The 25,408-nt window shown below is 27.1% G+C and carries 20 protein-coding genes; 16 read left to right on the forward strand and 4 right to left on the reverse strand.

Translation table 11 applies throughout. The annotated features are described in order from the left end of the window. Positions 1-351: 351 nt before the first annotated feature. Positions 352-5,634 carry a S8 family serine peptidase gene (locus ABGF48_RS06765; protein ID WP_408105580.1) on the forward strand — a complete coding sequence of 1,761 codons (5,283 nt, stop codon included), beginning with the start codon at positions 352-354 and terminating at the stop codon, positions 5,632-5,634. Between the two features lie 249 nt (positions 5,635-5,883). Here the strand turns inward: ABGF48_RS06765 and ABGF48_RS06770 are convergent, their stop codons facing one another. Next, positions 5,884-8,745: an insulinase family protein gene (locus ABGF48_RS06770; RefSeq protein WP_408105581.1), complete on the reverse strand. Its 2,862-nt coding sequence runs from the start codon at positions 8,743-8,745 to the stop codon at positions 5,884-5,886. Positions 8,746-8,914: 169 nt separating this feature from the next. On the opposite strand from ABGF48_RS06770, the gene ABGF48_RS06775 reads away from it, so the two are divergent. The 8 genes from ABGF48_RS06775 (at position 8,915) to ABGF48_RS06810 (ending at position 15,415) form a co-directional block, all read left to right on the forward strand. Beyond that, a complete protein-coding gene (locus tag ABGF48_RS06775; RefSeq protein WP_408105582.1) occupies positions 8,915-9,742 on the forward strand; it encodes a hydrolase in 828 nt (275 codons plus the stop codon). 83 nt (positions 9,743-9,825) lie between these two features. Then, positions 9,826-10,110 carry a 30S ribosomal protein S6 gene (rpsF, locus tag ABGF48_RS06780; RefSeq protein ID WP_134711331.1) on the forward strand — a complete coding sequence of 95 codons (285 nt, stop codon included), beginning with the start codon at positions 9,826-9,828 and terminating at the stop codon, positions 10,108-10,110. An 18-nt stretch (positions 10,111-10,128) separates the two neighbouring features. Next, entirely contained in the window at positions 10,129-10,620 is a 492-nt protein-coding gene (locus tag ABGF48_RS06785; RefSeq protein WP_408105583.1) for a single-stranded DNA-binding protein, read from the forward strand. Positions 10,621-10,639: 19 nt separating this feature from the next. Next, entirely contained in the window at positions 10,640-10,864 is a 225-nt protein-coding gene (rpsR, locus tag ABGF48_RS06790; protein ID WP_134743893.1) for a 30S ribosomal protein S18, read from the forward strand. Between the two features lie 744 nt (positions 10,865-11,608). Beyond that, on the forward strand, positions 11,609-13,195 hold the full coding sequence (dnaX, locus tag ABGF48_RS06795; RefSeq protein ID WP_408105584.1) for a DNA polymerase III subunit gamma/tau: 1,587 nt from the start codon (positions 11,609-11,611) through the stop codon (positions 13,193-13,195). 8 nt (positions 13,196-13,203) lie between these two features. Further along, a complete protein-coding gene (locus tag ABGF48_RS06800; RefSeq protein ID WP_408105585.1) occupies positions 13,204-13,539 on the forward strand; it encodes a YbaB/EbfC family nucleoid-associated protein in 336 nt (111 codons plus the stop codon). Between the two features lie 66 nt (positions 13,540-13,605). Then, the gene (recR, locus tag ABGF48_RS06805) at positions 13,606-14,208 is read left to right on the forward strand and encodes a recombination mediator RecR (RefSeq protein ID WP_408105586.1); all 603 of its coding nucleotides are present in this window, start codon (positions 13,606-13,608) and stop codon (positions 14,206-14,208) included. Positions 14,209-14,287: 79 nt separating this feature from the next. Further along, positions 14,288-15,415, forward strand: a complete 1,128-nt coding sequence (locus ABGF48_RS06810; RefSeq protein WP_408105587.1) for a hypothetical protein — start codon at positions 14,288-14,290, stop codon at positions 15,413-15,415. Between the two features lie 133 nt (positions 15,416-15,548). On the opposite strand, the gene ABGF48_RS06815 is transcribed toward ABGF48_RS06810, so the two are convergent. Next, a complete protein-coding gene (locus tag ABGF48_RS06815) occupies positions 15,549-16,112 on the reverse strand; it encodes a hypothetical protein (protein ID WP_408105588.1) in 564 nt (187 codons plus the stop codon). A 216-nt stretch (positions 16,113-16,328) separates the two neighbouring features. On the opposite strand from ABGF48_RS06815, the gene ABGF48_RS06820 reads away from it, so the two are divergent. Beyond that, positions 16,329-17,378: an FAD:protein FMN transferase gene (locus ABGF48_RS06820; protein ID WP_408105589.1), complete on the forward strand. Its 1,050-nt coding sequence runs from the start codon at positions 16,329-16,331 to the stop codon at positions 17,376-17,378. Positions 17,379-17,433: 55 nt separating this feature from the next. Here ABGF48_RS06820 and cbpB read toward each other — a convergent pair whose 3' ends face one another. Then, complete coding sequence (gene cbpB / locus ABGF48_RS06825) at positions 17,434-17,892, reverse strand: cyclic-di-AMP-binding protein CbpB (protein ID WP_408105590.1); 459 nt, start codon at positions 17,890-17,892, stop codon at positions 17,434-17,436. A gap of 116 nt (positions 17,893-18,008) precedes the next feature. Here cbpB and htpG point away from each other — a divergent pair, with 116 nt between their 5' ends. The 3 genes from htpG (at position 18,009) to ABGF48_RS06840 (ending at position 21,403) form a co-directional block, all read left to right on the forward strand. Beyond that, entirely contained in the window at positions 18,009-19,874 is a 1,866-nt protein-coding gene (gene htpG / locus ABGF48_RS06830) for a molecular chaperone HtpG (protein ID WP_408105591.1), read from the forward strand. 78 nt (positions 19,875-19,952) lie between these two features. Beyond that, positions 19,953-20,546, forward strand: coding sequence for a helix-turn-helix domain-containing protein (locus ABGF48_RS06835; RefSeq protein ID WP_408105592.1), 594 nt, complete (start codon positions 19,953-19,955; stop codon positions 20,544-20,546). Next, positions 20,534-21,403, forward strand: a complete 870-nt coding sequence (locus tag ABGF48_RS06840; RefSeq protein WP_408105605.1) for an IS3 family transposase — start codon at positions 20,534-20,536, stop codon at positions 21,401-21,403. Before ABGF48_RS06835 ends, ABGF48_RS06840 begins: the two co-directional genes overlap by 13 nt. 118 nt (positions 21,404-21,521) lie before the next feature. On the opposite strand, the gene ABGF48_RS06845 is transcribed toward ABGF48_RS06840, so the two are convergent. Next, positions 21,522-23,537: an alpha-amylase family glycosyl hydrolase gene (locus tag ABGF48_RS06845; protein ID WP_408105593.1), complete on the reverse strand. Its 2,016-nt coding sequence runs from the start codon at positions 23,535-23,537 to the stop codon at positions 21,522-21,524. Between the two features lie 147 nt (positions 23,538-23,684). Between ABGF48_RS06845 and tmk the strand changes: the two genes are divergently transcribed. Genes tmk through ABGF48_RS06860 form a run of 3 tightly spaced genes read left to right on the forward strand, consistent with a single transcriptional unit; the run spans position 23,685 to position 25,407 of the window. Next, on the forward strand, positions 23,685-24,302 hold the full coding sequence (tmk, locus tag ABGF48_RS06850) for a dTMP kinase (RefSeq protein ID WP_408105594.1): 618 nt from the start codon (positions 23,685-23,687) through the stop codon (positions 24,300-24,302). Beyond that, on the forward strand, positions 24,299-24,625 hold the full coding sequence (locus ABGF48_RS06855) for a cyclic-di-AMP receptor (protein WP_408105595.1): 327 nt from the start codon (positions 24,299-24,301) through the stop codon (positions 24,623-24,625). Before tmk ends, ABGF48_RS06855 begins: the two co-directional genes overlap by 4 nt. Next, on the forward strand, positions 24,625-25,407 hold the full coding sequence (locus tag ABGF48_RS06860) for a hypothetical protein (protein WP_408105596.1): 783 nt from the start codon (positions 24,625-24,627) through the stop codon (positions 25,405-25,407). The genes ABGF48_RS06855 and ABGF48_RS06860 overlap by 1 nt, the downstream gene beginning before the upstream one ends. Position 25,408 lies beyond the last annotated feature (1 nt).

Here is a 25,408-nt window from a genome sequence, read left to right on the forward strand (position 1 = left end):
TTTATTCCAATTCTTTTTTTTTGTTATTAGGAATTCTTTTAGGGATTTTAGTAAAATGAATTACAATTAAAATAAATATTCAAAAACAGAATATTTATATAATAAATATACAAAAACGCATGAAAAAATATAAATTATCTGTTAATGAAAATTTTATGCATAAATTATAAATAATAACAGTATAATTGAATAAATTCAATATTATTCAAATATTTCTATATATCTTATTGTAATACGATAAAAATATACATTTATAGAAAAAATATACAAACACATAAATAAAATACAACTTTTTGTTGATTATTTCTGAAAAATAAAGTATAATTACAATTAAAATTTTAGGGAGGATATATGAGAGGAAAAAGAATATTATCAGTAATTTTTTCTATTGCAATTTTGTTTACTGCATTACCAGTTAAATCATTTGCAATGGATATGCCACTAGAATGGGTTGTAAATAAAGGTAACCCTGAAGAAGAAACAGCAAGAGTTGTTATTCAATTGAAAAAAGATACAAATAAGGATCTTATAAAATCAAAAGTGAATCAATATCTAGGAGTTAAGTTGAAAAAAGACTTTAATGTTGTATTTAATGGATTTTCTGCAGATGTGCCAAAATCTATAATTCCATTATTAAAAAACATGAGAGGTATTGAAGATGTAACAGAGTCTAGGGAATATTATCCGTTAATGACTTCAAGCAAATATTTGACTCAAGTATTGGAAGCAACTAAGAATTATAAAAATAAAGGTGAGGGGATGGTTGTTTCAATTATTGACTCAGGGATTGATGTTAGTCACCCAGATATGCAAAATTTAACTAATCCTGAAAAAGCAAAGATTAAATCACCTTTTGTTAGTGATAAAAATAAAGACACTAAATTTACTATGAAAGTTCCTTATGGATATAATTTTGCAGATGAGTCATATTTTGTAAAAGGTACAGAATCAGATCATGGTATGCATGTTGCAGGAATAGTTGGAGCAAATGGAGATGAGAGTAAAAAGGGAATTTCAGGAGTGGCAAGTGAAGTTCAACTTTTAGCTATGAAGGTTTTTAGTAAAGATGAAAAGCAAAAAGGTGCAAAAGACGATGATATTATAGCAGCTATAGAAGCATCTATATTACATAATGCAGATATAATTAACATGTCATTAGGAAGTGTTTCAGGATTTATGAATGATAATGATCCTGTACAAAGAGCTGTAAATGCTGCAACAGATAAAGGGGTTTTAGTTGTAATTGCAGCAGGTAATGATACTGCAGCGTTTGTTGATAATAGAAAAACTAAAAATATTTCTAATAAATTTGAAAGACAAGATATAGGTGTTGTAGCGTCTCCATCAACATCAAGAAAAGCATTAAGTATTGCATCTTATGAAAATACACATAAGTATGTTCATTATGTAAACTTTAATGAAAATGGACAACAAGTTAGAAATGAGTATAAGATAACTCAGGGAGAATTAAAATCAGCTAAAAATAAAATGGTTTATGTTGAATTAGGATATAAAGAAGATTTTGAAAAGAAAAAGGATGCTGTTAAAGGTAAAATTGCATTAATTCAAAGAGGAAAGATTACTTTTACTGAAAAAATTAATAATGCTTATGAATACGGTGCAGCAGGAGTAGTAATATTTAACAATGAAGATGCAGAAATGCCAAGTATGGAAATTACTGGGGCAAATAAAAATATTTTTGTTACTAGCTTTGAAAAAGCTTTAGGTGAAAAGATAAAAAATTTAGTAGAGTCAAACCCTGATTTTGAGATAGAATTTGAAAAAGATCCAGTTAAAGTTGATAGTGATAAAAAAGATGATATGAGTGTTTTTTCATCAATTGGATCAACATCAAATCTTGATTTTAAACCTGAACTAACAGGGATAGGAGGCAATGTTTATTCAACTATAAATGATGGTAAATATGGTCTTTCAAGTGGTACATCAATGGCTTCCCCTCACGTTGCCGGAGCAAGTGCTATTGTTTTATCACAAATAAAAAATGATATAAAAACAGGAATAGATAATTATGCTTTATTTACAAAATATACTTTGATAAATTCAGCGAAAATAATGACTAATAATAATTTTGAAAATAAATTACCATTTTCACCAAGAAGACAAGGTGCTGGATTAATTCAAACAGAAGATGCCATTAAAAATAGAGTTATATTAACAAATTCTGCTGATAATGAGCCAACAGGAGCTTTAAGAGATTTTGTAGGAAATAAAGAATTTACAATAAATGCTAAAAATTATGGTGATAAAACATTAACTTTTGAAGTTAAACCATTAAAAGTTCAAACTACTATGAATATAAATAAAGAAGTGAAAGAAGTTTTAAGTAGTGCTAATATAAGTGTTGATAAGGGAAATATTACTATTAAACCAGGGGAAACTGTTAAAATTAATGTTAAATTAAATGCTAGTGAAGTTTCAAATCAATTTGTAGAAGGATTTATAAATTTTATTTCTAAAGATCAAAATCAACCAAATATTCATTTTACTTATATGGGCTTTGTTGGTAATTGGAATCAAGAAGATATTTTTGATAAGCCATATAATCTAGAAAATAAAAATAATACTTATTATACAGATACACAACTATTTTCAACTGTAGGACAAGGTTTTTTAGGAAAATCAGAAGTTGTTACTTTAGGTATTAAGCCTAAACTAGCTCCAAAAGATAGAATACCAGATGCTAAATATGTATCATTTTCACCTAATAATGATAATGCAGCAGAAGTTATAATGCCTCAAATTGGATTACTTAGACCTGCTTCAAGTTTAAAATTTAGCGTATTAAATTCTAATAAAGAAACAGTTAGAGTTTTAGGTGAAGAATATAATGTGAGACGTCAAACTTTTGTTGATTATAATAAAGCTGTTACAAAGGGGGAATTATTTAAGACTCGACCATTCTTTGCAGGATTATGGGATGGAAAAGTATATGATAAAAAGACAGGACAATTAAAATTAACAGATGATGGACAATATTACATCAAAGTAGAAGGTAAATTATCTGATAAATATTCTTATCAAACTTTAGAGTTACCTGTTAAAGTTGATACAAAAGTTCCTAAAATTAACATTCAAAAAGAATTATTGAAGGAATATAAAGTGTTAAATGATGGTAGAGAGATAAGTTATAAAGTAGATGATGCTACAGGAGTATCCTACACATATGTTAAAATTGGAGAAAAAAGATATGATGCATCATATGACGAAAACACAAAGTTATATACTGTCAAAGTTCCATTTACAAATGTAAGTAGTGAAAAGGCAGAAATATATGCTTATGACTATGCATATAATGAAGCTAAATATACAATTAATAATTTTGGAGATAATCCGCTACAAGTTGAAAGATGGAATAGTTTCATTGATAAGAAAATAAAAATATTTCCATCTGAACAATTTTCGGCTACGACAAATTTAGATGAAACAGAAACTATGAAATTGATTTTCAAAAATCAAAAAGAAACAATAGAAAAAGGACCATTTAAAGTTAGAAGTAAAAAAGTAATGTTTGGATCAGAATTTTATTTAAGTCCGGAACAACAAGGAAAATACGAAGCTTTTGTTGAAGAATACGGAAAAGAAAATAAGTTATTAAGAACCGTCTCACTTGGAGAATTTATTTATGATTATGTAAAGCCAACAATAACTTTAGATAATGCTATAAAAATTGATAAAGATAGTAAGAAACAACTTGATACAAGTGATCCGACATTAAAAAAGGATGCTAAATTGTTTAATACTTATGATCAGTATAAAATAGAATTAAATCCTGATGGTTCAGTTAATTTGAAAGGAACTGTAAAAGACAATGTGTTTTCTCCTAAAGAACTTAAATTTACAGTTAATAGAGGTGAAGAAATAAAAATAAATGATGATGGGACATTCAATCATAAATTCTCAAGTCCTTCATCAATGTTTGATTTCTTAAACTTGAGACAACCAGGACCTGGAAAAATAGAAGTAAGTAAGACTATAGAAGGTTTGGATTTAGCTGTTCCTACAAATAAAATTTCTGAGAGAAAAGGACTTGAAAAAACAATTGTAATTTCTGAATATATTAAAAGTTCTAAAGAAGTTGAAAATACAGAAAAAGAAACTATTTTAAGTGTAACAAATAGAATTGTATTGAACAGTAAAAATTTAGAAAAAGATGCAACTCAGAAAGTAGAAAAAATAGATGGTAAATTCTATTTTGAACTAACAGGAAATACAAATAATTCAGAATCAAGAATATTTGTAAATGGGAATGAATCTACAATAAATAGTACTGTTGGAGGTGGAAATAGATTTGCATATAAAGTAGAACTTAAAGAAGGAATGAATCCGGTAAGCGTAAGGGTTGAAGACAAGGAAGGAAAACTTTTAGTTGATAGAAAAGTAAGAATCCTGTTTGACAATACTCTTCCAGAATTAACTTTAAGTGACAATACAAAAAATACTATAAAAGTAGAATCTGAAACAAAAGATGGAAAAACCATTGAGAAAAATTATATAGAAACTTATGAAGATTTTATAGAATTAAAAGGAAAGATTAAGGATAATGGTTTTGGTTATACAATTTTAGTAAATGGGGATCATGTTATAAGCTACAGAAATGAAGCTGCAGCAGGAGATACTAAATATGGAAATAACGAAAAAGAATTTATTAAACAGGTTAAAGTTGAAGATGGAGATGTTGTAACGGTTACATTGACAGACTCTTTGGAAAATAGCTATGAAATTCAATACATTGTAAGAAAAGTAGAAAGACCTGTAATTGTTGAAGAAGTAACTAAAAATGAACCAAATGATCAGGCTAAAATTGATGAAAAATTAAAAGAACAAGCTAAGGATCCAAAAGATATTAGTATAAAATCTGATGTAGATAATAAAGTAGAAAAAGATACATCAAAAATAACTACAAAAGAATCTAAAAAAGATGATAATATTACTAAAAAAGTAGATGATATAGTATTTGAAGGTAAAAATTTGATATTAAATCCACTAAAAATTGTAGTTAAAAAATCGGATAATTTAGAAGATTTATTAAATGATAAATATGAAATTTCTGTAAACAAAAATGGTAAAAATGTTGAAAAACTAGATTCTCCAGTTAAAATATACATTCCTATCACTAAAAAGAATTTCAAATCTCTATCATTAAGTAGAGATGGAAATGTAGAAGAAATTAAAAATTATCAAATAATTGAAAAAGATGGCAAAAAATATATTGAATTGAATACTGATAAATTATCAAATTATGTTTTATCATATGAATCAGAAAAAGTGACTTCATTTGAACTGAATGATAAATTGAGTATAAATGAAAATATATCAAAAAATGTATCTTCAAATTCAGAAACTACTGAAGAAATTAAAGTATTAAATAATACTGAAAAAATAAATTCTGATAGTTCAAATAAAACACTTGAGAAAACAACGGAAGAACAAAAAAATAATAAAAAATCTGTTGAAAATTCTAAAGAAACTAAAAAAGAAGACGAGTTGTCAGATTCTAAAAATACAGAAAATAAAGATAATTTAAGTTTATTAGATATTACAAGTATAATAGTAATTATATTAGTGGTTATATCTTTAGGAATTTACTTAGTTTTGAGAAAAAATAAAAAATAATAAAAAATAAAGAGATTTCACTAACGGTACTAGTCCTCTCTCCTATGGAGCTGCGGAGGTGCCTAAGTGAAACTCTTTATTTTTTATTGTGATGGTTGATATATTAATCTCAATTATTAAAAATAGAAAAAAGAGATAATAAAAATTTAGTAAAAAATTATCCTTATAAAAATAAAAAATCCATGCAGGCACTTCCGCAGGACCGATAGGTCTGAGGACTAGTGCCGAGCGTGTATTCTTTTATTTTTTCTATAACTCAATTACTTCATCAAATAATTCTTTATTTTCTTCTATAACTGTTTTGTTTCCAAGAACGGCTAATGAAGCTGTATCTAAGATTTCTCTTAATTTTGTTGATGTGGATTTTAATGTTTCCATGTCTGCTTTTAATGCATTTTCAATTTTTTCTTCAATGTCTTCAATTGTTTGACCTGTGATGTACATTGATAGGTCGAATGAAGATTTTGTATTTTCTGTCATTGGAGGATTGATTTTGCCAACTGCACCAATGATGTATGGAAGTAAATCTTCATCTGTTAATTGAGTTTCTTCTAGGAATTTAGGGATTTCATTGTATTTTTCTAATGTGCTTTGTAGGTTTGGATCTCTGTATGAGTATGTTGCAAAATTATTTCTTTGAGATGTTGTCATTCCTGCACCGTAAGCACCACCCTTAGCTCTGATTTCTGTATATAAAAATTCAGTTGAAACAAGGTTGTTAAGTACGACAAATTTTGAGTCAAATTCCATGTTTAATTTATTACCATATGATGCGTAGTTTACATCGGCAGAAGTCGCAAAACCTTCAGATTTTTTTGAAGGAATGAATTCAAATTTGGAAACTGTGAATGTCTTTTCTTCAAATGAATTTGCTAATTCTTCAAGTGATGTTAGTAGTTTTTCATTTTCAAATGTTGAAGCGATATTTACAATTAAATTCTTTCTAGAAAATACGTTGTTATAGATATTTTCTAGTTTTAAAGCTACTTCTTTGATATCTTTGTCAACAATGTTTTTGATGAATAATTGGAAATCAATACCATTGATGTATTCATTGTATTTAAAGAATTCTAGATGGTTTGAAACGGCTCTATTCATCATTTTTACATGAGCTGTTTGATATAGTCCCATTTCTGATCCAGCTTTAATCATCAATAAAATTTCTTTCAATCTTGCATGATTGTCAAATTTTGTATTTAATAAAACTTCCTTCAATGCAGCTGTAGCTTTTTCGATGTTTTCAGTAAAGGATTTTGTAGACACAATTATCTTTCTTTTAATTTCATTTGTTTCTTTAACTATAAATTGATTAATATCAGCCTTTATTCCTCCTGTAGAAAGTAAAATCTCCTTATTTAAGTCAGAATAATTATAGTTTTCAGTGTCAAGCATTGTTAACATTGCAGTTAGAAGATTTGTGTAAAGTATATCTTCAGGTTTTGTAATGTGATCAATGTCAAATGTTAAGTCAATGTAGTCAATTCCTGATGTTGGAAGATTGTGTTTTAAGATAGTGTATGAATCTTTTTTGATTTCTTCTCTATCAATTGAAGGAATTTTTGTGTCAACATCTTCTTTTGTAAGCATTGGAATTGTAGCTTTTTCTTCAGGAGTATCTTCTCTATTTTGGAAATCAGCCATTTCTTCTCTAAATTTTTCAAGATTTTCTTTTTCAGTTTCAGTTAAATCTTGTTTCATTCTTTCAAGGTTGTCCATCATGTCTTTGTCTTTTTGTTCATTTAATCCTAATTTAGGAATGTGAGTAACAATGGATTTATGGTTGTTTTCTAAAATATTTTCCTTAATAAATTTCTCAAAGATTCCATTTTCAATGTTTTCTTCAATGTATTTCAAGTCATTTTCAATGTCGATTGCTTCAATTGGTGACTTGTCATATAGCCAAGAATCAAAAGCGTTTATAAAGTATGGGATACCCTTTGTAGAGTAATTTCCCTTTTCTCTAATATCAAATTTATAGTCATTGATTTCTGATAAAATTAAGTCTTTATCTATTCCGTTTTCAATGATTTCTTTTAATTCTTCTTCGATAATTTCTACAAATTTATCTCTATCATCTGCTTTTATGTTTTTTGCAACTAATGAGAATGATGATTCTCTATTTGTTTGAGATGTTGAGAAAATCACTTCAAGTATTCCTGATGAAAGTAATTTTTGACGCAAACTGGAGCTTTCATTGTCGATTAACGAAGAAGTAAGAATGCTTGATAAAATTCTTTCTTTAGAATTTGCACCATCTCCCATTAATGTAGAATAAGAAACAAAAGATTCATTTTCTTTAACTTCTTTAGCTGTATTTAAGTAATTTACAGCATATCTAGGGGATTCAAATCTTGGTTGGAATGCAAGTTGAGAATCTACATTTCTATATTCGTAATTTCTTAAATATTCTTCATCAATGTAATTTAGATATTCTTCATAATCCAAATTTCCGTATAGGAAAATGTAGGCGTTTGAAGGGTGGTAAAATTCATTATAATAGTCTAAAAATTGTTCGTAAGTCAAAGTAGGAATTACATATGGGTCTCCACCTGAATTGTAAGCGTAAATTGTGTCAGGCATTAATTCAGCATAAATATTTTTGTAAACTTGAGTTTCCATTGAAGACATGGCACCTCTCATTTCATTGTAAACAACGCCTTTGTATGTTAAATTGTCATTTTCAAGATTGTATCTCCAACCTTCTTGTCTAAATATTTTTTCTTCAGTTTTAACTCTTGGGTTAAATACAGCATCTAAATATAAATCTGAAAGATTTCTAAAGTCCTTATCATTTCTTGATGCTACAGGATAAATTGTCTTATCAGGATAAGTCATAGCATTTAAAAATGTTTGTAAAGATCCTTTTACCATATCCATAAATGGTTCTTTTGTTTTATATTTTTTTGATCCATTTAATACTGAATGTTCAATTATATGGCATACACCATTACTATTTTTTGGTGGTGTTCTAAAACCAATACCAAAAACTTTATTATCATCATCATTTGACATTACAAATACTTTAGCTAGTGTTTTATTGTGTTCAAAAACTAGAGCATTTGCTTGTTCATTTTTCAAATATTTTTCTTCTAAAAGTTTAAAGTTTTTCATCATTACTCCTTTTTTATTTTTAATACTCTTTCTTACTATTTTAATGAAAAAAAGCTATAAATACAATATTTTAATGAAAATAATACAAAAATGTAATAATGTTGACAGTTACATTTTTGTAAAATGTAGTATAATATTTTTGAGATAAAGTATGTAGAGGAAGTAGAGTATGAAGAAGAAAACAAAAAATAATAAAAAAAATTTTAGGACTTTAGAAACGAAAGATCATGGTAATCATATTATTGCAGAATATGGACTAAATATTTCTCCTGAACTTATAGGGGTAGAATTAGAACAGCCTAATTCATCTAATCAATCTAGTAGAAAACTTAAAGAAATTCCTAAGATCAAACACGAGTTAAGAAATAGAATGGTTATTATGCCGGAAGTTATTGAAAATGCAAGTGGAATAAATATCTTAGAGAAAAAAATTAAATCTTTATTGTTTACAACAGATATAGCTGTTATTAGAAATTCTAATGCTGATGCTGTTTTTGCGGTTTATCCATTTACACCTTCAATTTCAATTAGTCAGGCAATCATGGATACCTCTATGGTTCCAGTTTTTGTTGGGGTTGGGGGAGGACTTACATCAGGAAGTCGTTCAATTAATATAGCTTTGCAAGCTGAATTGATAGGCGCATATGGAGTTGTTGTAAATGCACCTATGGATATTGATACAATTGAAAAAATTGCAGATATTATTGATATACCTATCATTCTTACTGTTGTATCAGAAAAAGATAACTATATTGATAAGATAATGGCAGGAGTACAAATATTAAATGTATCTGCTGGAAGCAATACTGCTAAAATTGTAGCAAAAATTAGAGAAGAATTAGGTGAAGCATTTCCTATAATTGCTACTGGTGGGTCTAGTGAAGAAACAATTAAAAAGACTATTGAAGCGGGAGCTAATGCAATAATTTACACACCTCCTACAACAGCTGATATATTTGAATACATTATGAAAGAATATAGAGAAAAACTTGATTAATTTTAATTTATTTGATATACTTAATCAGTAAAAAATTCTCTACTCTGTTAGCAGCAGGGTTGAAACCATAGGGGAGGTAAATCATGAATAATTATGAAATGATAGTTATTTTGAAGCCAAATCTTGAAGAAGAACTAAAAAAAGACGTTTTACAAAGATTGTATGACGTTATCGATGAACACGGAAAATTAGGTGAAATCGAAGATTGGGGAAACAGAAAGTTAGCTTACGAAATACAAAAATTATCAGAAGGAAATTATGTTTTAATTAATTTTGAAGCAGAACCTTCAATAATTAAAGAGTTGGAAAGAAGAGCTCAAATCACAGATCAAATTATTAAGTATTTAGTAGTAAACAAAGAGTCCTAATATTTTAAGGAGGATTTAATGAATAATGTAGTGTTAATGGGAAGATTAACCAGAGATCCAGAACTAAGATATACACAAGGAAGTAATATGGCTTATGTTAGATTAAACGTAGCCGTAGATAAAAACTTATCAAGAGAAAAAAGACAAGAGATGGAATCTAAAGGACAACCAACAGCTGATTTTATAAATGTAGTTGCTTGGGGAAAACTTGGAGAAAATATTGCTAAATTCACAAGTAGAGGACTAAGAGTTTTAGTTACAGGTCGTATTCAAACTGGTTCATATGAAAAAGATGGACAAAAAGTTTATACAACAGATGTATTGGCATCAAATGTGGAATTTTTAGATTGGAAAGGTGGAAATAATTCAACACTTGCGCAACAACCAATGCAAAATCAATCTAACAATCAACAACCAAGCCAATCTGATTCTTATACTCCACCAATTGATGATAATTTCGAGTATTCAGCAGATTTTGATCCAACTGAAGATAAGAGGATTCCTTTTTAATAAGTTAAAGGAGAACTAAATGGCAAGAAAATTTAGACAAAGAAAAAAAGTTTGTGCTTTTGATAAAGACAAATTAGATAATATTGATTATAAAGATGTTGCTACATTAAAACAATTTATCAGTGAAAGAGGTAAAATTTTACCAAGAAGAGTTACTGGTACATGTGCACATCATCAAAGATTAATTGCAAAACAAATTAAGAGAGCAAGACAAATCGCTCTATTACCATACCAAGTAAATTAATTATTTAACCCCTTGAAATAGATATTTTTCAAGGGGTTTTCTTTGTGGTTTAACCACAAAGAAAAACTCACTGCCAAAAAGCAGTGAGTTCATGACCAACTTTGATACTTGACTTTTTGAGTTAGATATAAAAATCTAAGCTAGATTTTAAAACCTATGGAGTATTCATTCATACTTAAATTGTTTATGTGGTGTAACTAGTTTTTGTTTTTCTTCGGATAATTAGTTATAGATGTATTCGATATTGTTATCGGATATAAATTTGTAATTCCTCCTTATAAAATTATGGCATGAATGTGATAAAATCTTAATACCAATATTGTTACATTTTTTTTATAATTAAAAGCAGACAGATTTCAAAATTTTCCATGTTTTGTCCGTAAAATTTTGAATATTTTGAAGGAAATAGCAGACAAAAAGCCTTTATTTGCCATTTTTGTCCGTAAATTTTAAGTAGGAATGTGAATTGCTTCGATAAAAGCAGATTAAATTAATAAAATTGAACATTTTATCCGTAAAATATGCTCATAAAAGCAGATGAAAATCTTAAAAATACAGATTTCATCCGTAAAATATTTAAAATAGAGATGAAATTTTTTATAATTTTATTTTCTTTATTTAAATCTGATTGTAAATTTTCTATATCAGTAATAGCTTTATTTATAATTTTGCTTTCGGATTTTCTAAAAAATCTTTTTTCATTTATTATCATGGTGTTATGTTATAATATTTTTGAGGTGAAATATGAAACAAGCACTATATAGAAAGTATAGACCTAAAAATTTTGATGAGGTTTTTGGGCAAGATAGTATTACTACAATACTTAAAAATCAAATAAAAAATGATAAAAATTCTCATGCTTATGTATTTTCAGGAACAAGAGGTACGGGTAAGACATCTACAGCTAAAATATTTGCGAAGGCTGTAAATTGTTTAAATCCTATTGATGGCAATCCATGTAATGAATGTGCTAATTGTAAATCTATATTAACAGAAGAAAATATGGATGTTATTGAAATGGATGCGGCTTCAAATCGTAGAATTGATGATATTAGACAACTTAGGGATCAGGTTATTTATCCTCCAACATCCTTAAAATACAAAGTATATATAATTGATGAAGCTCACATGATTACAAATGATGCATTTAATGCTTTATTGAAAATTATGGAAGAACCACCAAAACATTTAATTTTCATATTAGCAACTACTGAAATTGATAAGATTCCAGATACTATTCTTTCAAGAACACAGAGATATGAATTTAAGTCATTATCAGAAAATGACATTATAAAACAGATAGAATATATATTGAAAAGCGAAAATATTAAAATGGAAGAGAGAGCTATTGAGATAATAGCAAGTGTTGCATCCGGAGCAATGAGAGATGCGTTATCTGTTTTGGATCAGGTTATTTCGATAGGAGATACCAATATATCCACAAATCAAGTTACAGACTTATTAGGAATATTTAGTGATGATGTTAAGGTTGAATATGCAAAATCAATTTTTGATAAAAATATTAAAAACTTATTAAATATAATTGATGAAGAATTGCAAAAAGGTAAAGATGCACATAATTTTATAAAAGAAATAATTACATTTTTCAAAGATTTATTATATATAAAAGTTGGAATAAAGGATGATATATATAGTGGATTAACTGAAAAAATTTCATTAGAACAAATTATTAACTCAATAGATATTTTATTAGAATATGAAGAAATAATGAAAAAATCGGATAGTACTAATTTGTTATTTAGAGTTGGAAGTGCAAGGCTTATAGACTATTTACCTAGAAAACAATTGGAAGCTAAGATAAAAAATCTTGAAGAGAGACTAGATTTTATAGAAAAAAATGGTTATAAAAATTTTGAAGATAGAGTAGATAATGGTACAATTATAAGTAATAATTCAGAAAATAAAATTAATATCTCTGTGGAATCTCGAGAAGATTTTTTAACTGAAGATATATATCAAAAAGAACCTGAAAATTCTGTATCTGATAATCTTGATGTTGTTGGTATGTTTAGAAACATTATTGATGAAAAATATCCAACAGCAAATTTGATTTTTGAAGGATTAAAGAAAACTGAGCATAGAATGGATAAGCTTGTTTTTTATATTGATAAAGAGCATATGCCTATGAGATTAAGTATGAATTTTTTCTTTAAAAAAGCATGTGAAGATTTGTATGAAAAAATAAATAAAAAATACGAAGTTGAATTTTTAGAATTTAGAAATCAGGATTTATCAAATAATGACGAAAAAATAAATAGGTTAAAAGGTTTATTTTCAGAAGGTGAATTAATAATAAAAGATAAAAAATAGGAGGATTTATGTCAAGAAGAGGTGGATTTGGCGGTGGAAACATGGGTCAAATGATGAAACAAGTACAGCAAATGCAAAAAAAGATGGAGCAAGCTCAAACAGAGATTGAAGAACAAGTATTCACTTCAACAGCTGGAGGTGGGGTTGTAGAAGTACAAGCAAATGGTAAAAAACAAATTTTATCTATTAAAATTAGTCCAGATGCAGTAGATCCAGAAGATGTAGAGATGTTACAAGATATGATACTTACAGCTGTTAATGATGCAATTTCTCAAGTTGAAAAATACTCAGAAGATAAAATGGGTAAATTAACAGGCGGTATATCATTGCCAGGAATGTTTTAATAGATTATAAAGGTGTTACAATTACTTTGTAGCACCATTTTTTTAATATAAGTTTATGAGGGAATTATGTTTGAATATCCAGGACCAGTAGAAGATTTAATTGAAAATTTAAGAAAATTGCCGTCAATTGGTAGAAAATCTGCTCAAAGAATGGCGCTTCACATTGTAAATATGGAAAAAGATAGTATTGAATCTATTATTAATTCTTTAAAAAATGTGAAAAACAATATAAAAAAATGTGAAATATGTGGAAATATTACAGAAAATAAAGTATGTGATATTTGTTCTGATAATAAAAGAGACGATAGTGTGATTTGTGTAGTAGAAGATGTAACAAATCTTTTAACAATAGAAAAAACTAATACGTATTCAGGAAAATATTACGTATTAAATGGACTTATTAATCCGAATTATTTGGTAGATCCCGAAAATATAGATATAGATAAATTGATAAATCGTGTAAATAGTGGTAAAGTTAAGGAAATAATTTTTGCAATTTCTCCGACTGTCGAAGGAGAAACTACTATGTTATTTATTAAAGAGTTGATAAAAGATAAAGATATTAAAATTACAAGGATAGCGAGTGGTATTCCTGTTGGTGGGAATTTAGAATATTTTGATGAAATTACTTTATCAAAGGCTTTAGAAGATAGAAGGTTAATTAAATAGCAAGGTTTGACAATTTGAGTGTTTTGGTATATCATAAATATGTGATAAAAATATCAAATATTTCATTCGAGGGGGAAAAATGAAAAAATTATTAAGCTTAATGTTATCTTTAGTTTTAGTTGTAACATTAGTAGCTTGTGGTGAAAAGAAAGCACCTCAAGACAATAACAAAAAAGAAACTAAGATGGAAGATAAAAAAGAAACAAAAATGGAAGATAAAAAAGATGATGCTAAAACTTCTACAGAAAGAAAACCAGCTAAATCTGAAGGTGAAATTGTAAAATTTGGTTTAGGTACATCTGTTGGATTATCAGCAAAACCATTAAAAGATGGTAAAGGTGAAGCAACATCCAATGTAACAATTGCAGGATTAGCATTTGATAAAGATGGAAAAATCGTTGAAGCATATATTGATGTAGCACAAAGTAAATTTGCTGTTAAAGATGATGGTACATTTGCTAAAAAACCTGCAGAAGTTCAATTTATGACAAAACAAGAACTACAAGAAAAATATGGTATGAAGAAAGCTTCAAAAATTCAAAAAGAATGGTTTGAACAAGCTGAAGCATTCCAAAAATATATTTTAGGAAAAACAGCAGAACAAGTTTTAGGTATTGAAACAGCTAAAAAAGATGATCATCACTTAAATGTTCCTACACAAGCTGATTTAGTTTCATCAGTAACTATAGACATTGGAGGATTCCAAAAAGCTGTTAAAGCAGCATGGGATAACGCTGTTGAAGTAAAAGGTGCTAAAAACTTAGGATTAGGTGTAGCAACTACATTAGGACATGGTACAAAAGAAGCTAAAGATGATAAAGGAGCTTCAGTACAATTTGAAACAACTGTTGCATTAACAGCTACAGATGATAAAGGTGTAGTAGTAAAAACAGTTATAGATAATGCACAAAATACAGTAGCATTTAACAAAGATGGTTCTGTAATGACAGACTTAAAACAACCAGGAACAACCAAAAAAGCTTTAGGTGATAAGTATGATATGAAAAAAGCATCAAAGATTGGTAAAGAATGGTTTGAACAAGTTCAAGGATTAGAAAAATTTGCAGAAGGAAAAACAGCAGATCAATTAGCTGGTCTAAAATTAGAAAAAGGTAAAGCGACAGATGCTGATTTACTAGCTTCTACAACAATAACTGTAGAAGGTTTAATTAAGACATTGGTAAGTTCAATTAAAACAGCTAAATAATTTATAGGAATTGAAAAAACTAGGGTGATATTCATCCTAGTTTTTTATTTTTTGTTAATCATAATATTTATCCGTAGTAGCATTGAAAGTGTACAATAAAAAGGCAAGAGAAAAAAAGTGGGATATTTTTCGACTACTCTTCTATAATATATTCTAAAAATTCTTTATCACTGATATTTCTTTCAACAAAATCAGGATCCATATGGCATAGGAAGTGCCATTTGTCCGAGTTATTTTGTTTATACAAAATTGCCTCACCATCTTCTGAACCGGCAAAACTTCTATCAACATTAAATCCTTTTTCTTTTAGAAGGTTTTTGACATGTATGTATTTTTCTTCTCTTTTTTTGATATAATTTTTTACGTTTTCGTTGTTTATAACGTAGGCATCAACTTTGGTGGCGCCTGAAATTATGCCGAATCCTTCTTTAGAGAAGTTTGGAAGTTCATACCAGTCAATATTGATTAATTCATTATTATGAAAAGAAAATCTGGTAAAAGGAATGATGTGATTGTTGAATTTTATTTCCTCATAGTTTTTTAAGGCTGATGAATTAATCGTTTCATATTCAAAACCGTCTTTTGATTTTATACTGTAGCCGGGAATTAAATTTAGAAATTTTCTTCCTTGCTCTATAGTTTCAAAAAGTCCAAACTTTTGTTCAAAATCGTTTTGGTATAGTACCAGTAAAAACATGCTTACCTCCTAAATTGCTTTGTTACGTCAATTATACTATATATTCTTAGTTATTTGTAGGTTAAGTAAAAAAGTTCATTTATTTAGTAAATAAATCACATATTTAATTGATTTAAATATCTACTATATTATTTTATGATGGCATTTTTTATTTAAATTTTAAGATTTAGTAGTATAATATAAAAATATAGTCTTAAATTTTAAAAGGGGGAAATTTTGAGAAAAATTTTAAGTATATTACTTTTATTAATGGTTTTGGGCGGCTGCACGAAGCAAGAAAAGCAAAAATTTAATACGATTTTTTATGATACATTTGATACTCAAGTTCAGTATGTGGAATACGCAGATAATAAAAAGGATTTTGATAAAAATGCCAAATTTGTAGAATCCGAATATAAGAGACTTCATAAATTATATGATAATTATCGTAGTTATGAAGGTATAATAAATGTAAAGACATTGAATGAAAACGCAGGAAAAAAGCCGTTAAAAGTGGATAAAGATTTATTTAATTTAATTAAATTTTCAAAAGAAAATTATGATAAAACTTTAGGTAAAGTAAATATAGCTATGGGAAATGTACTTACAATTTGGCATGATGTTAGAGAAGAAAATGCTGGACAAGAAGATGACAAAAAAACTATTTTACCTAAAAAATACGATTTAGTAAAAGCTAATGAGCATTCTGATATAAATACATTAATATTAGATGAAAAAAATATGACGGTATTTATAAAAGATCCTAAGGTAAGTATTGATTTTGGGGCGATAGCTAAAGGTTATGCTACAGAGCTTATTGCAAAAGAGCTAGAATCCAAAGGCGTTAAAAATGCATCTATAAATGCTGGCGGCAATGTTAGAACGATAGGTCTTCCAGGAGATGGAAGAAAAGAATGGAAGATAGGTCTTCAAAATCCAGATGTTAATAATAAAAAAAATATTAGAATTTTAAATATAAATGGATCAAAATCGATAGTAACAAGTGGAGATTATCAAAGATTTTTCATGCATAATGGTAAAAGATATCATCATATTGTAGATCCGAAAACTCTTCAACCGGAGACGCTTTATAGAGCGGTATCAGTTGTTACAGATGATTCCGGATTGGCAGATATGCTATCAACAGCTTTGTATTTATCTACTAAAGAAGAATCTAAAAAAATATTAAAAAATTATAAAGACATAGAAATTGGTATTGTATGGGTTGATGATAAGGAAGCAACAAATACTGAAAATATTGATAAAATAATCGATAAAGAAAATTAAAAAAAAGAGGCTATTGCAAAAATAACTAATTATTTTTGCAATAGCCTCTTTTTGATTATAATTCTTTAATTATTTTATCTGTATTATGTATTAAAAAATTCATATTTTTGAGTATAGCACTTCTAGTAATCATTCCTATATATTTATTACCATCTGAAACTACATTTATGAAGTTATAGTTAATTAAAAGATTCATTACATCTTCTAATTGATAATTTTCATTTATTATTGCGTAGTGATTATCTATAAAATCTTTGACTTTATAATTACTTAGTTTATCAAAATCGTTAAATAGTTCTTCACCTAAAATTCTATATATATGATGCAAAGAGATTAGTCCCTTAAATTTTGAGTCATAATCTAAAACAGGAATTTGAGTATAATTAGATTGCTTTAATATTAGCATAGCATGAGTTAAAGCATTATCTTCAAAAACCATAGAAGTATTTTTTTTGGGTATCATTATATTAGTTTCACTAGTCTTTATAAAACGTTCAATATCTTTATTAATCATTTTGTCACCTCATTATGATTATAATATATAAAGATGTAGGATTCAAAAATATAACTAAATTTTAAAAAAATAGATGTATATATTAAAATATATATAGTAAATAAATAGGAGGAATTATGAAAAAACAATTTGAAACAGAGTCAAAAAGAATTTTAGATTTGATGATTAATTCAATTTATACAAATAAAGAGATATTTTTAAGGGAGCTTATATCAAATGCTTCAGATGCAATAGACAAAAGATATTTTAATTCTATTAAGTCTGGGGAAACATTAGATAAAAAAGCTTTACAAATTTTTATAGATTTAGATAAAAATGATAGGACTATAACTATATCTGATAATGGTATAGGAATGACCAAAAAAGATTTGGAAAATAATTTGGGAACTATTGCTAAAAGTGGATCTCTAGATTTTAAAAATATAAATAAAGACGATGAAATTTCAATAATCGGTCAATTTGGGGTAGGATTTTATTCTTCATTTATGGTTGCTGATAAAATTGAAGTTAAAACAAAAACTGAAAATGGAGAAGCTCTATTATGGATTAGTGAAGGGGCTGATGGGTATGAAATTTTAGAATCTAGTAAGAATGAAGTTGGTACAGAAATAAAGCTTTTCTTAAAGGAAAATACAGAAGGAGATGATTTTGATGAATATTTAAATCAAGGATTTATTAGATATTTAGTAAAAAAATATTCAAATTATATTAAATATCCAATTAAGATGAATGTTGAAAAATCAAAACCGGGAGAAGATGGAAATACAGAAAATTATACCGAAGAAGAAGTATTAAATTCTATGATTCCTATTTGGAAAAAAAATAAAAATGATGTTACAGATGAAGAATACAAGAATTTTTATCATGCACAAAGATATGGATTTGATGAACCGTTATCATGGATACATTTGAATGCGGAAGGTATTATAAACTATAAATCAATATTATATATTCCTTCTCAAAAACCTTTTGAATATTATACAAGTAATTTTACAGGTGGACTTGAGCTTTATTCAAACGGTGTAATGATAATGGAAAAAAATGAAGACTTATTGCCTTCATATTTGTCATTTGTAAAAGGGATTGTAGATAGTGAAGATTTATCATTAAATATTTCCAGAGAAATTTTACAAAATGATAGAAGAATGGTAAGTATTTCTAAAAATTTAGAAAAGAAAGTTTTATCTGAATTAAAATCTATACTAAATTCTGATAAGCAAAGATATGGAAAATTCTTTGAAGAATTTGGATTGAGCTTAAAAGCAGGCATTTATGAAAGTCAGGGATCTAAAAAGAAAGAAATTGAAGACTTATTATTATTTAAGACTTCAAAATCAAAAGAAATGGTAACTTTAGAAAAATATCTTGATAATAAGAAAGAAGATCAAGAATTTATATACTATGCAACTGGAGAATCATATGAAAATATTGATAGCATGCCCGCTTTACAAATGTTAAAGAAAAAAGATATAGAAGTAATCTATCTTGACGAACATATCGATGAATTTGTAATTAAGGTTATGGAAAGTTATAGGGATATTAAATTTAAGTCTGCTTTTGATGAGGAAATTGAATTGGAAGATAATTCCGTAAAAGATTCAGATAAGAAGGAAGATGTAAATCAAAAGGAATTATTTAATAAGATGAAGGAAGTTTTGGGTGATGAAATAGTTGATGTTAAGGCAAGTAAGAGACTGGTAGATGATGCATCATTTTTAACATCTAAAGGGGATATTTCAATTGAAATGGAAAAAACTCTTTCAATGCAACAAAATCCAATGGGGATTAAAGCACAAAAGGTATTAGAAATTAATCCAAATCATATTTTATATGCTAAATTGATGGATGCTTTATCAAAAAATGATACTGATGAAATTTCTTTGATTACAAATGTGCTATACAATCAAGCTAGGTTAATATCTGGTTTGAAGGTTGAAGATATAGTTAAATTTACTCAAGATATAAATAGTTTAATTAAATAAAAAAATTGACGTTAACAATTAATGAACTGACCCCCAAAAGTTAGACCAAAAAACTAACTAAAGGAGGTCAGTTTTTTAATGGCAAAATATAGCACAGAATTCAAAATGAAAGTAGTAAAAGAATATTTAAGATCGAATATCTCATATAAATCTTTATCAGAAAAATATAAATTTTCTCATCAGGAAATAGTAAAAATATGGGTAAATGCATACAAGTCTCAAGTCTATGAAGGATTAAAAGTAAAGAGAAAAAATACACAATACACTTTGGAATTTAAGTTAAATGTAGTAAACTTGTACTTAAGAGGGGAAATGTCCTACCAAAGCCTAGCAAATGAATTAAAGATAAACAATCCATCAATGATAACAAGATGGGTAAACGACTTTAGAGAAAAAGGAATTGAAGGACTAAAAGCTAAAAAGAGAGGAAGACCTTCAAAAATGCAAAAGTCTCAAAAGAAATCAAAAGACACTAAAATAGAATCATCAGCACAATTAACCAATGAAGAAGATAATTCTTTAAACGAAGCACAACTAAAAGAAAAAATAAAGAAATTAGAAGAAAAAAACTATTGGCTTCAACTAGAAAATGATGCAATAAAAAAAAAGATAGAATTGTCTCAAATGACAGATACAGAAATAAGACAATTGCTGAAACAATTGAGGTCTTAAGAGACAAATACAAACTAAAAGACTTATTAAAATACTTTAATATTGCCAAATCAACATACATGTATTGGAAAAAACGATTAAATAGACCAAATAAAGATATAGAAATAGAAAATAAAATACTTAAGATAAGAAAAGACAATCCAAACTATGGCTACAGAAGAATAACTGCTATGTTGAAAAGATCAGGACTAACAATAAACAAAAAGAAAGTACAAAGATTAATTCAAAAGTTAAAACTTCAAGTAAAAATCTATTCAAAAAAATCTAGAAAATACTCCTCCTACAAGGGAACTATTGGAAAAATAGCTGATAATGAAATAAATAGGAACTTCAAAATAGAAAAACCATACACAAAAATAACAACAGACACAACAGAATTTAAGTATTTTGAAAAAGATAAATCAGGAACATATCAAATAAAAAAACTCTATCTAAACCCATATCTTGATATGTACAACAGTGAAATACTAAGCTATGAAATATCAAAACACCCAACACTAGAACCAATCCTAAAAGCTTTAGATAAAGCCATAGAAATAACTAACAAAACAAAAGAAAAAAGAATATTCCACTCAGATCAAGGCTGGGCGTACCAAGTAAAGCAATACACATCAAAACTAGAATCAAACGGCATCATCCAATCCATGTCAAGAAAAAGCAACTGCTTAGACAACTCGCCAATGGAAAACTTCTTTGGAATATTAAAACAAGAAATATATTACGGAAGAAAATTCTATTCATATGAACACTTAAAACAAACAATAGAAGATTTCATAAAATATTACAATGAAGAAAGAATAAAAGAAAAATTAGGATACTTATCACCAATAGAATATAGAAAGAAGAATGCAGCATAAAAAATTCCTATCCCTAGGGGTAGGAAAGGAAAAGAAATACCAGAGCTAGTTTATTTCTAACTCTGGTATTAGGTCCAACTTTTTGGGGTCAGTTCAAAATCTCGGTTTCTTTTTTATATTAATTTATTTTTTTCAGTACCATCATAGTTCTACTTGGAGAATAAATTTTTAAATCATAGTCAAAATCAGAACCAAAAATTTCAGAACTTTCATATATATAGTCTTTTGAAATTCTGTCCATTCCTCCAAATTTATTATCATCACTACTAAAAACAACTTTGAAATTTCCTTTTTCTTCAATAGGGATGGCAAGTCCTTCATAGGATCTTGTTGGATGGAAATTGTAAATGAAGTATAGATTATTTCTCTTAAATATTAGCAATTTAAATTCATTTTCAATCATTATTAATCTTGGAGAATCTAAAAGTAGATCATTATTTTTAGAAAATTCTATACTTTCTTTATTAAATTGATTTAGCCACTGATATTTTAAGTTTTTATCATCTACTAAATGCCATTGTCTTTTAGCATATTTATGTGACCAACCATTATTTTCTGAAGGAAAATCTAACCATTCTGGATGACCAAATTCATTACCTATAAAGTTGAGATATCCATCGGAAGCTGTATTTAATGTTACGCTTGTAATTAATTTATGAAGAGAAATAGCTCTGTGTATTAAAAAACTTTGATTATGTAAATCCATATTTTCATAAATTTCAGAATCTGCCAATTTAAACATTATAGTTTTACTTCCAACTATTGATTCATCATGACTTTCAGCGTAAGATATAGATTTTTCTTCTGGTCTAGATGAAGTTAATTCATGCCACATTTTAAGCATATTCCAATCGTGATCATCTTGATTTAATGATTGTTTCCAAAAGTTTGAAACTCCCATATTAAAACTATAATCAAAACCTATTCCACCGTATTTAATAGGAAGGCATAATCCCGGCATTCCACTAACATCTTCAGCGATGGTTATATATGAAGGATTAATTTCTTTTATAAGTTCATTAGCAAGAGTTAAATAGGTAATTGCATCCAAATCTGTATTTAATGAGAAATAATCAGTATAACTATTGAATGTTCTTCCTATACCATGATCAAGATACATCATTGATGTTACACCATCAAACCTAAATCCATCAAAATTATATTCTTCAAGATAATATCTCAAATTAGATAGTAAAAATTTTAATACATTATTCTTGCTATAGTCAAAAATTCGTGAATCCCAAAGATGATGATTACCTCTTTCTCCAGAATAGAATAATTGATATTCAGTTGTATCATAGTAATTTATACCCTCGTTAACATTTTTTGATGCATGGCTATGAACGATATCCATTAAAACCGCAAGTCCTAATTTGTGAGCTTCGTCAATTAATAATTTTAAGTCTTCAACATCACCAAACCAATGTGAAGCGGAAAAGAAATTTGTTACATGATATCCAAAAGAACCATAGTATGAATGAGATGCAATTGCCATTATTTGAATTGTATTATAACCTAAATTTTTAATTCTAGGTAATATATCAATAAATTCTTTATAACTTCCTATATCATCTTTTTCTTGCGCAATTCCTATATGAGCTTCATATATAAAAGGATTGAAATTTTTAGGAATTTTAAATTCGTTTTTAAATTTATACTTTCTAGAAGGATTATTCATGATGCCATAAAAATCTATATGACCATCTTCATATGTTTCTTGATTTACCTTATTTATAAACATAGGCACTCTATAGTTTAAATTACCATTTTTTACTATAATAACTTTAATTCTAGAGTTATGAGGAATACTTCTAATACCTTTTATGAAAATTTCCCAAGTATCTTCATCAATTCGCTTTAGTGGATGAGATGTTGTACTCCAATTATTAAAATCTCCAGTTAAATAAACCTCATCGGCAGCAGGAGCCCATTCTCTATAAAACCAACCTGTTTTAGATTTTTGGAAACCAAAACATTCATGAAAATTTGCTACATTTAATAGTTTTCTCTTACCACCTAATAATTCTTTCTTTTTGTTTTTGTATTTTTCTATTCTTAATTTAATATCGTCTTCGTATTTCATTAAACCAGGATCAATATTAAATATTAATAAATTATCATATTTTTTTGGCATTTTATCCTCCTTTTACTCTATTATACAATAGATTGGATTAGTATCAAGGAATATTTATTTTAATAATTGTTTCTCAAAAAATATTTATTTCTAAATTATAGAAATTTATTTTAATAAGTTATATAATTAAAATAATAAGGAGGCGAGATGAGAGGAAAATTTATAGTTTTTGAGGGATCTGATGGTTCTGGAAAATCAACAATACTGGAAAAAGTAAAAAAATATCTTGATGATAATAAAGTTGATTATATTTTTACAAGAGAGCCAGGAGGAACTAAGATAGGGGAACAAATTAGAAATATTTTGTTAAATAATGATAATGAAGCAATGGATGATAAAACAGAAGCTTTATTATTTGCAGCTCAAAGAGCTCAAAACGTTGAAAAAGTCATAAAAAAGGGAATATCTGAAGGTAAGTTGGTTATTTCAGATAGATTTGTACTTTCATCTTTAGCCTATCAAGGATATGCACGAGATTTAGGAGTTGAAGGAGTAAAGTCTATAAATGATTTTGCAACTGGAGAATTAAAACCTGATTATACATTTTTCTTAGATGTTGATCCTATTACAGTGTTAAATAGAAAAAGAATTGCTGTGAAGGCTGATAGACTTGAAGAAGAAGGTAACTCTTTTCATGAAAGAGTATATCAAGGATATAAAAAATTATTAGATAAAAATACTATAATAATAGACGCTTCTAAGAGTGTAGAAGAAGTAGAAAAAGAAACTTTAGAAAAATTAGTAAAAGTATTGGAGGAAAAATGAAACTTTTAATAGCGATTGTTCAAGATAATGATGTTAATTTACTAATGGATGATTTAGTAGAAAAAGAATTTTCCGTTACAAAATTAGCTACAACTGGAGGATTTTTAAAAGAAGGAAATACAACATTATTAATGGGTGTTGATGAGGATAGAGTTAAGGATTGTTTAGATATAATAGAGTCTAATTGTAAAAAAAGAAAAACAACTACAAGCATTATAAATTCTAACTTGCAAGGTCCAATGTTTCAATCATTTCCAGTGGAAATTGAAGTTGGAGGAGCAACAGTATTTATTTTAGATGTAGATCAATTTATTAAGTTGTAATGTTAAACAAAATTTTAGATAAGCAAATAAAAAATAATAGTATATTTAATGTTTATATTATTGAAGGTGCTTTAGAAGAAGCTATAAAACAATGTATGTTATTTACTCAAGCTATTTTTAATCGAAAAGATGTTGAAAATTTTGTTAACATAGTTAAAGCAGAAAATAATAATATTTCAATAGATAAAATAAGAATTCTTAGTAAGATGGTTTATGAAAAACCTGTTAAATATGATCATAATGTGTTTATTATTGAAGATGCTGGATTAATGAAAGCTGAAGCTCAAAATGCATTATTAAAAACATTAGAAGAATTACCGGGATATTCTATAGTATTTATGACTATTGATAATAGATATAAATTATTAAATACAATAATTTCAAGAAGCCAAATTATCAATGTTTTAGAAAGAAAAAGTATAGATTATGAATCAGAAACTTTTAAAAATTTAGTCTATTTGTTAAATAAGGCTTTTGAAGGAAACTATTATATAATAAATAAAGAAAAAAGTTTAATTAAAGATTTATCTGAGAATAGAAGTGAAGTATTAAAAATTATGACTCAAATTTATAGTGATGCTATTTTTAATAAGTTTGAAACCAAAAATTTGAAGTATAATAATTTGATAAAGAAGATGTTAAAAATTTCAAATGCTTCACTAGAAGATATGATTAAAAGAAATGAGGATTTTAAATCTTTGTTGAAAGTAAATGTTAATTTTCAATTAGTAATTGAAAGAATTATTTTAGAATTAATAGAGAAATATAAAAAAGTTAGGTAAT

The sequence above is a fragment of the Helcococcus bovis genome, from assembly GCF_046035835.1.
Lineage (GTDB): Bacteria > Bacillota > Clostridia > Tissierellales > Peptoniphilaceae > Helcococcus > Helcococcus bovis.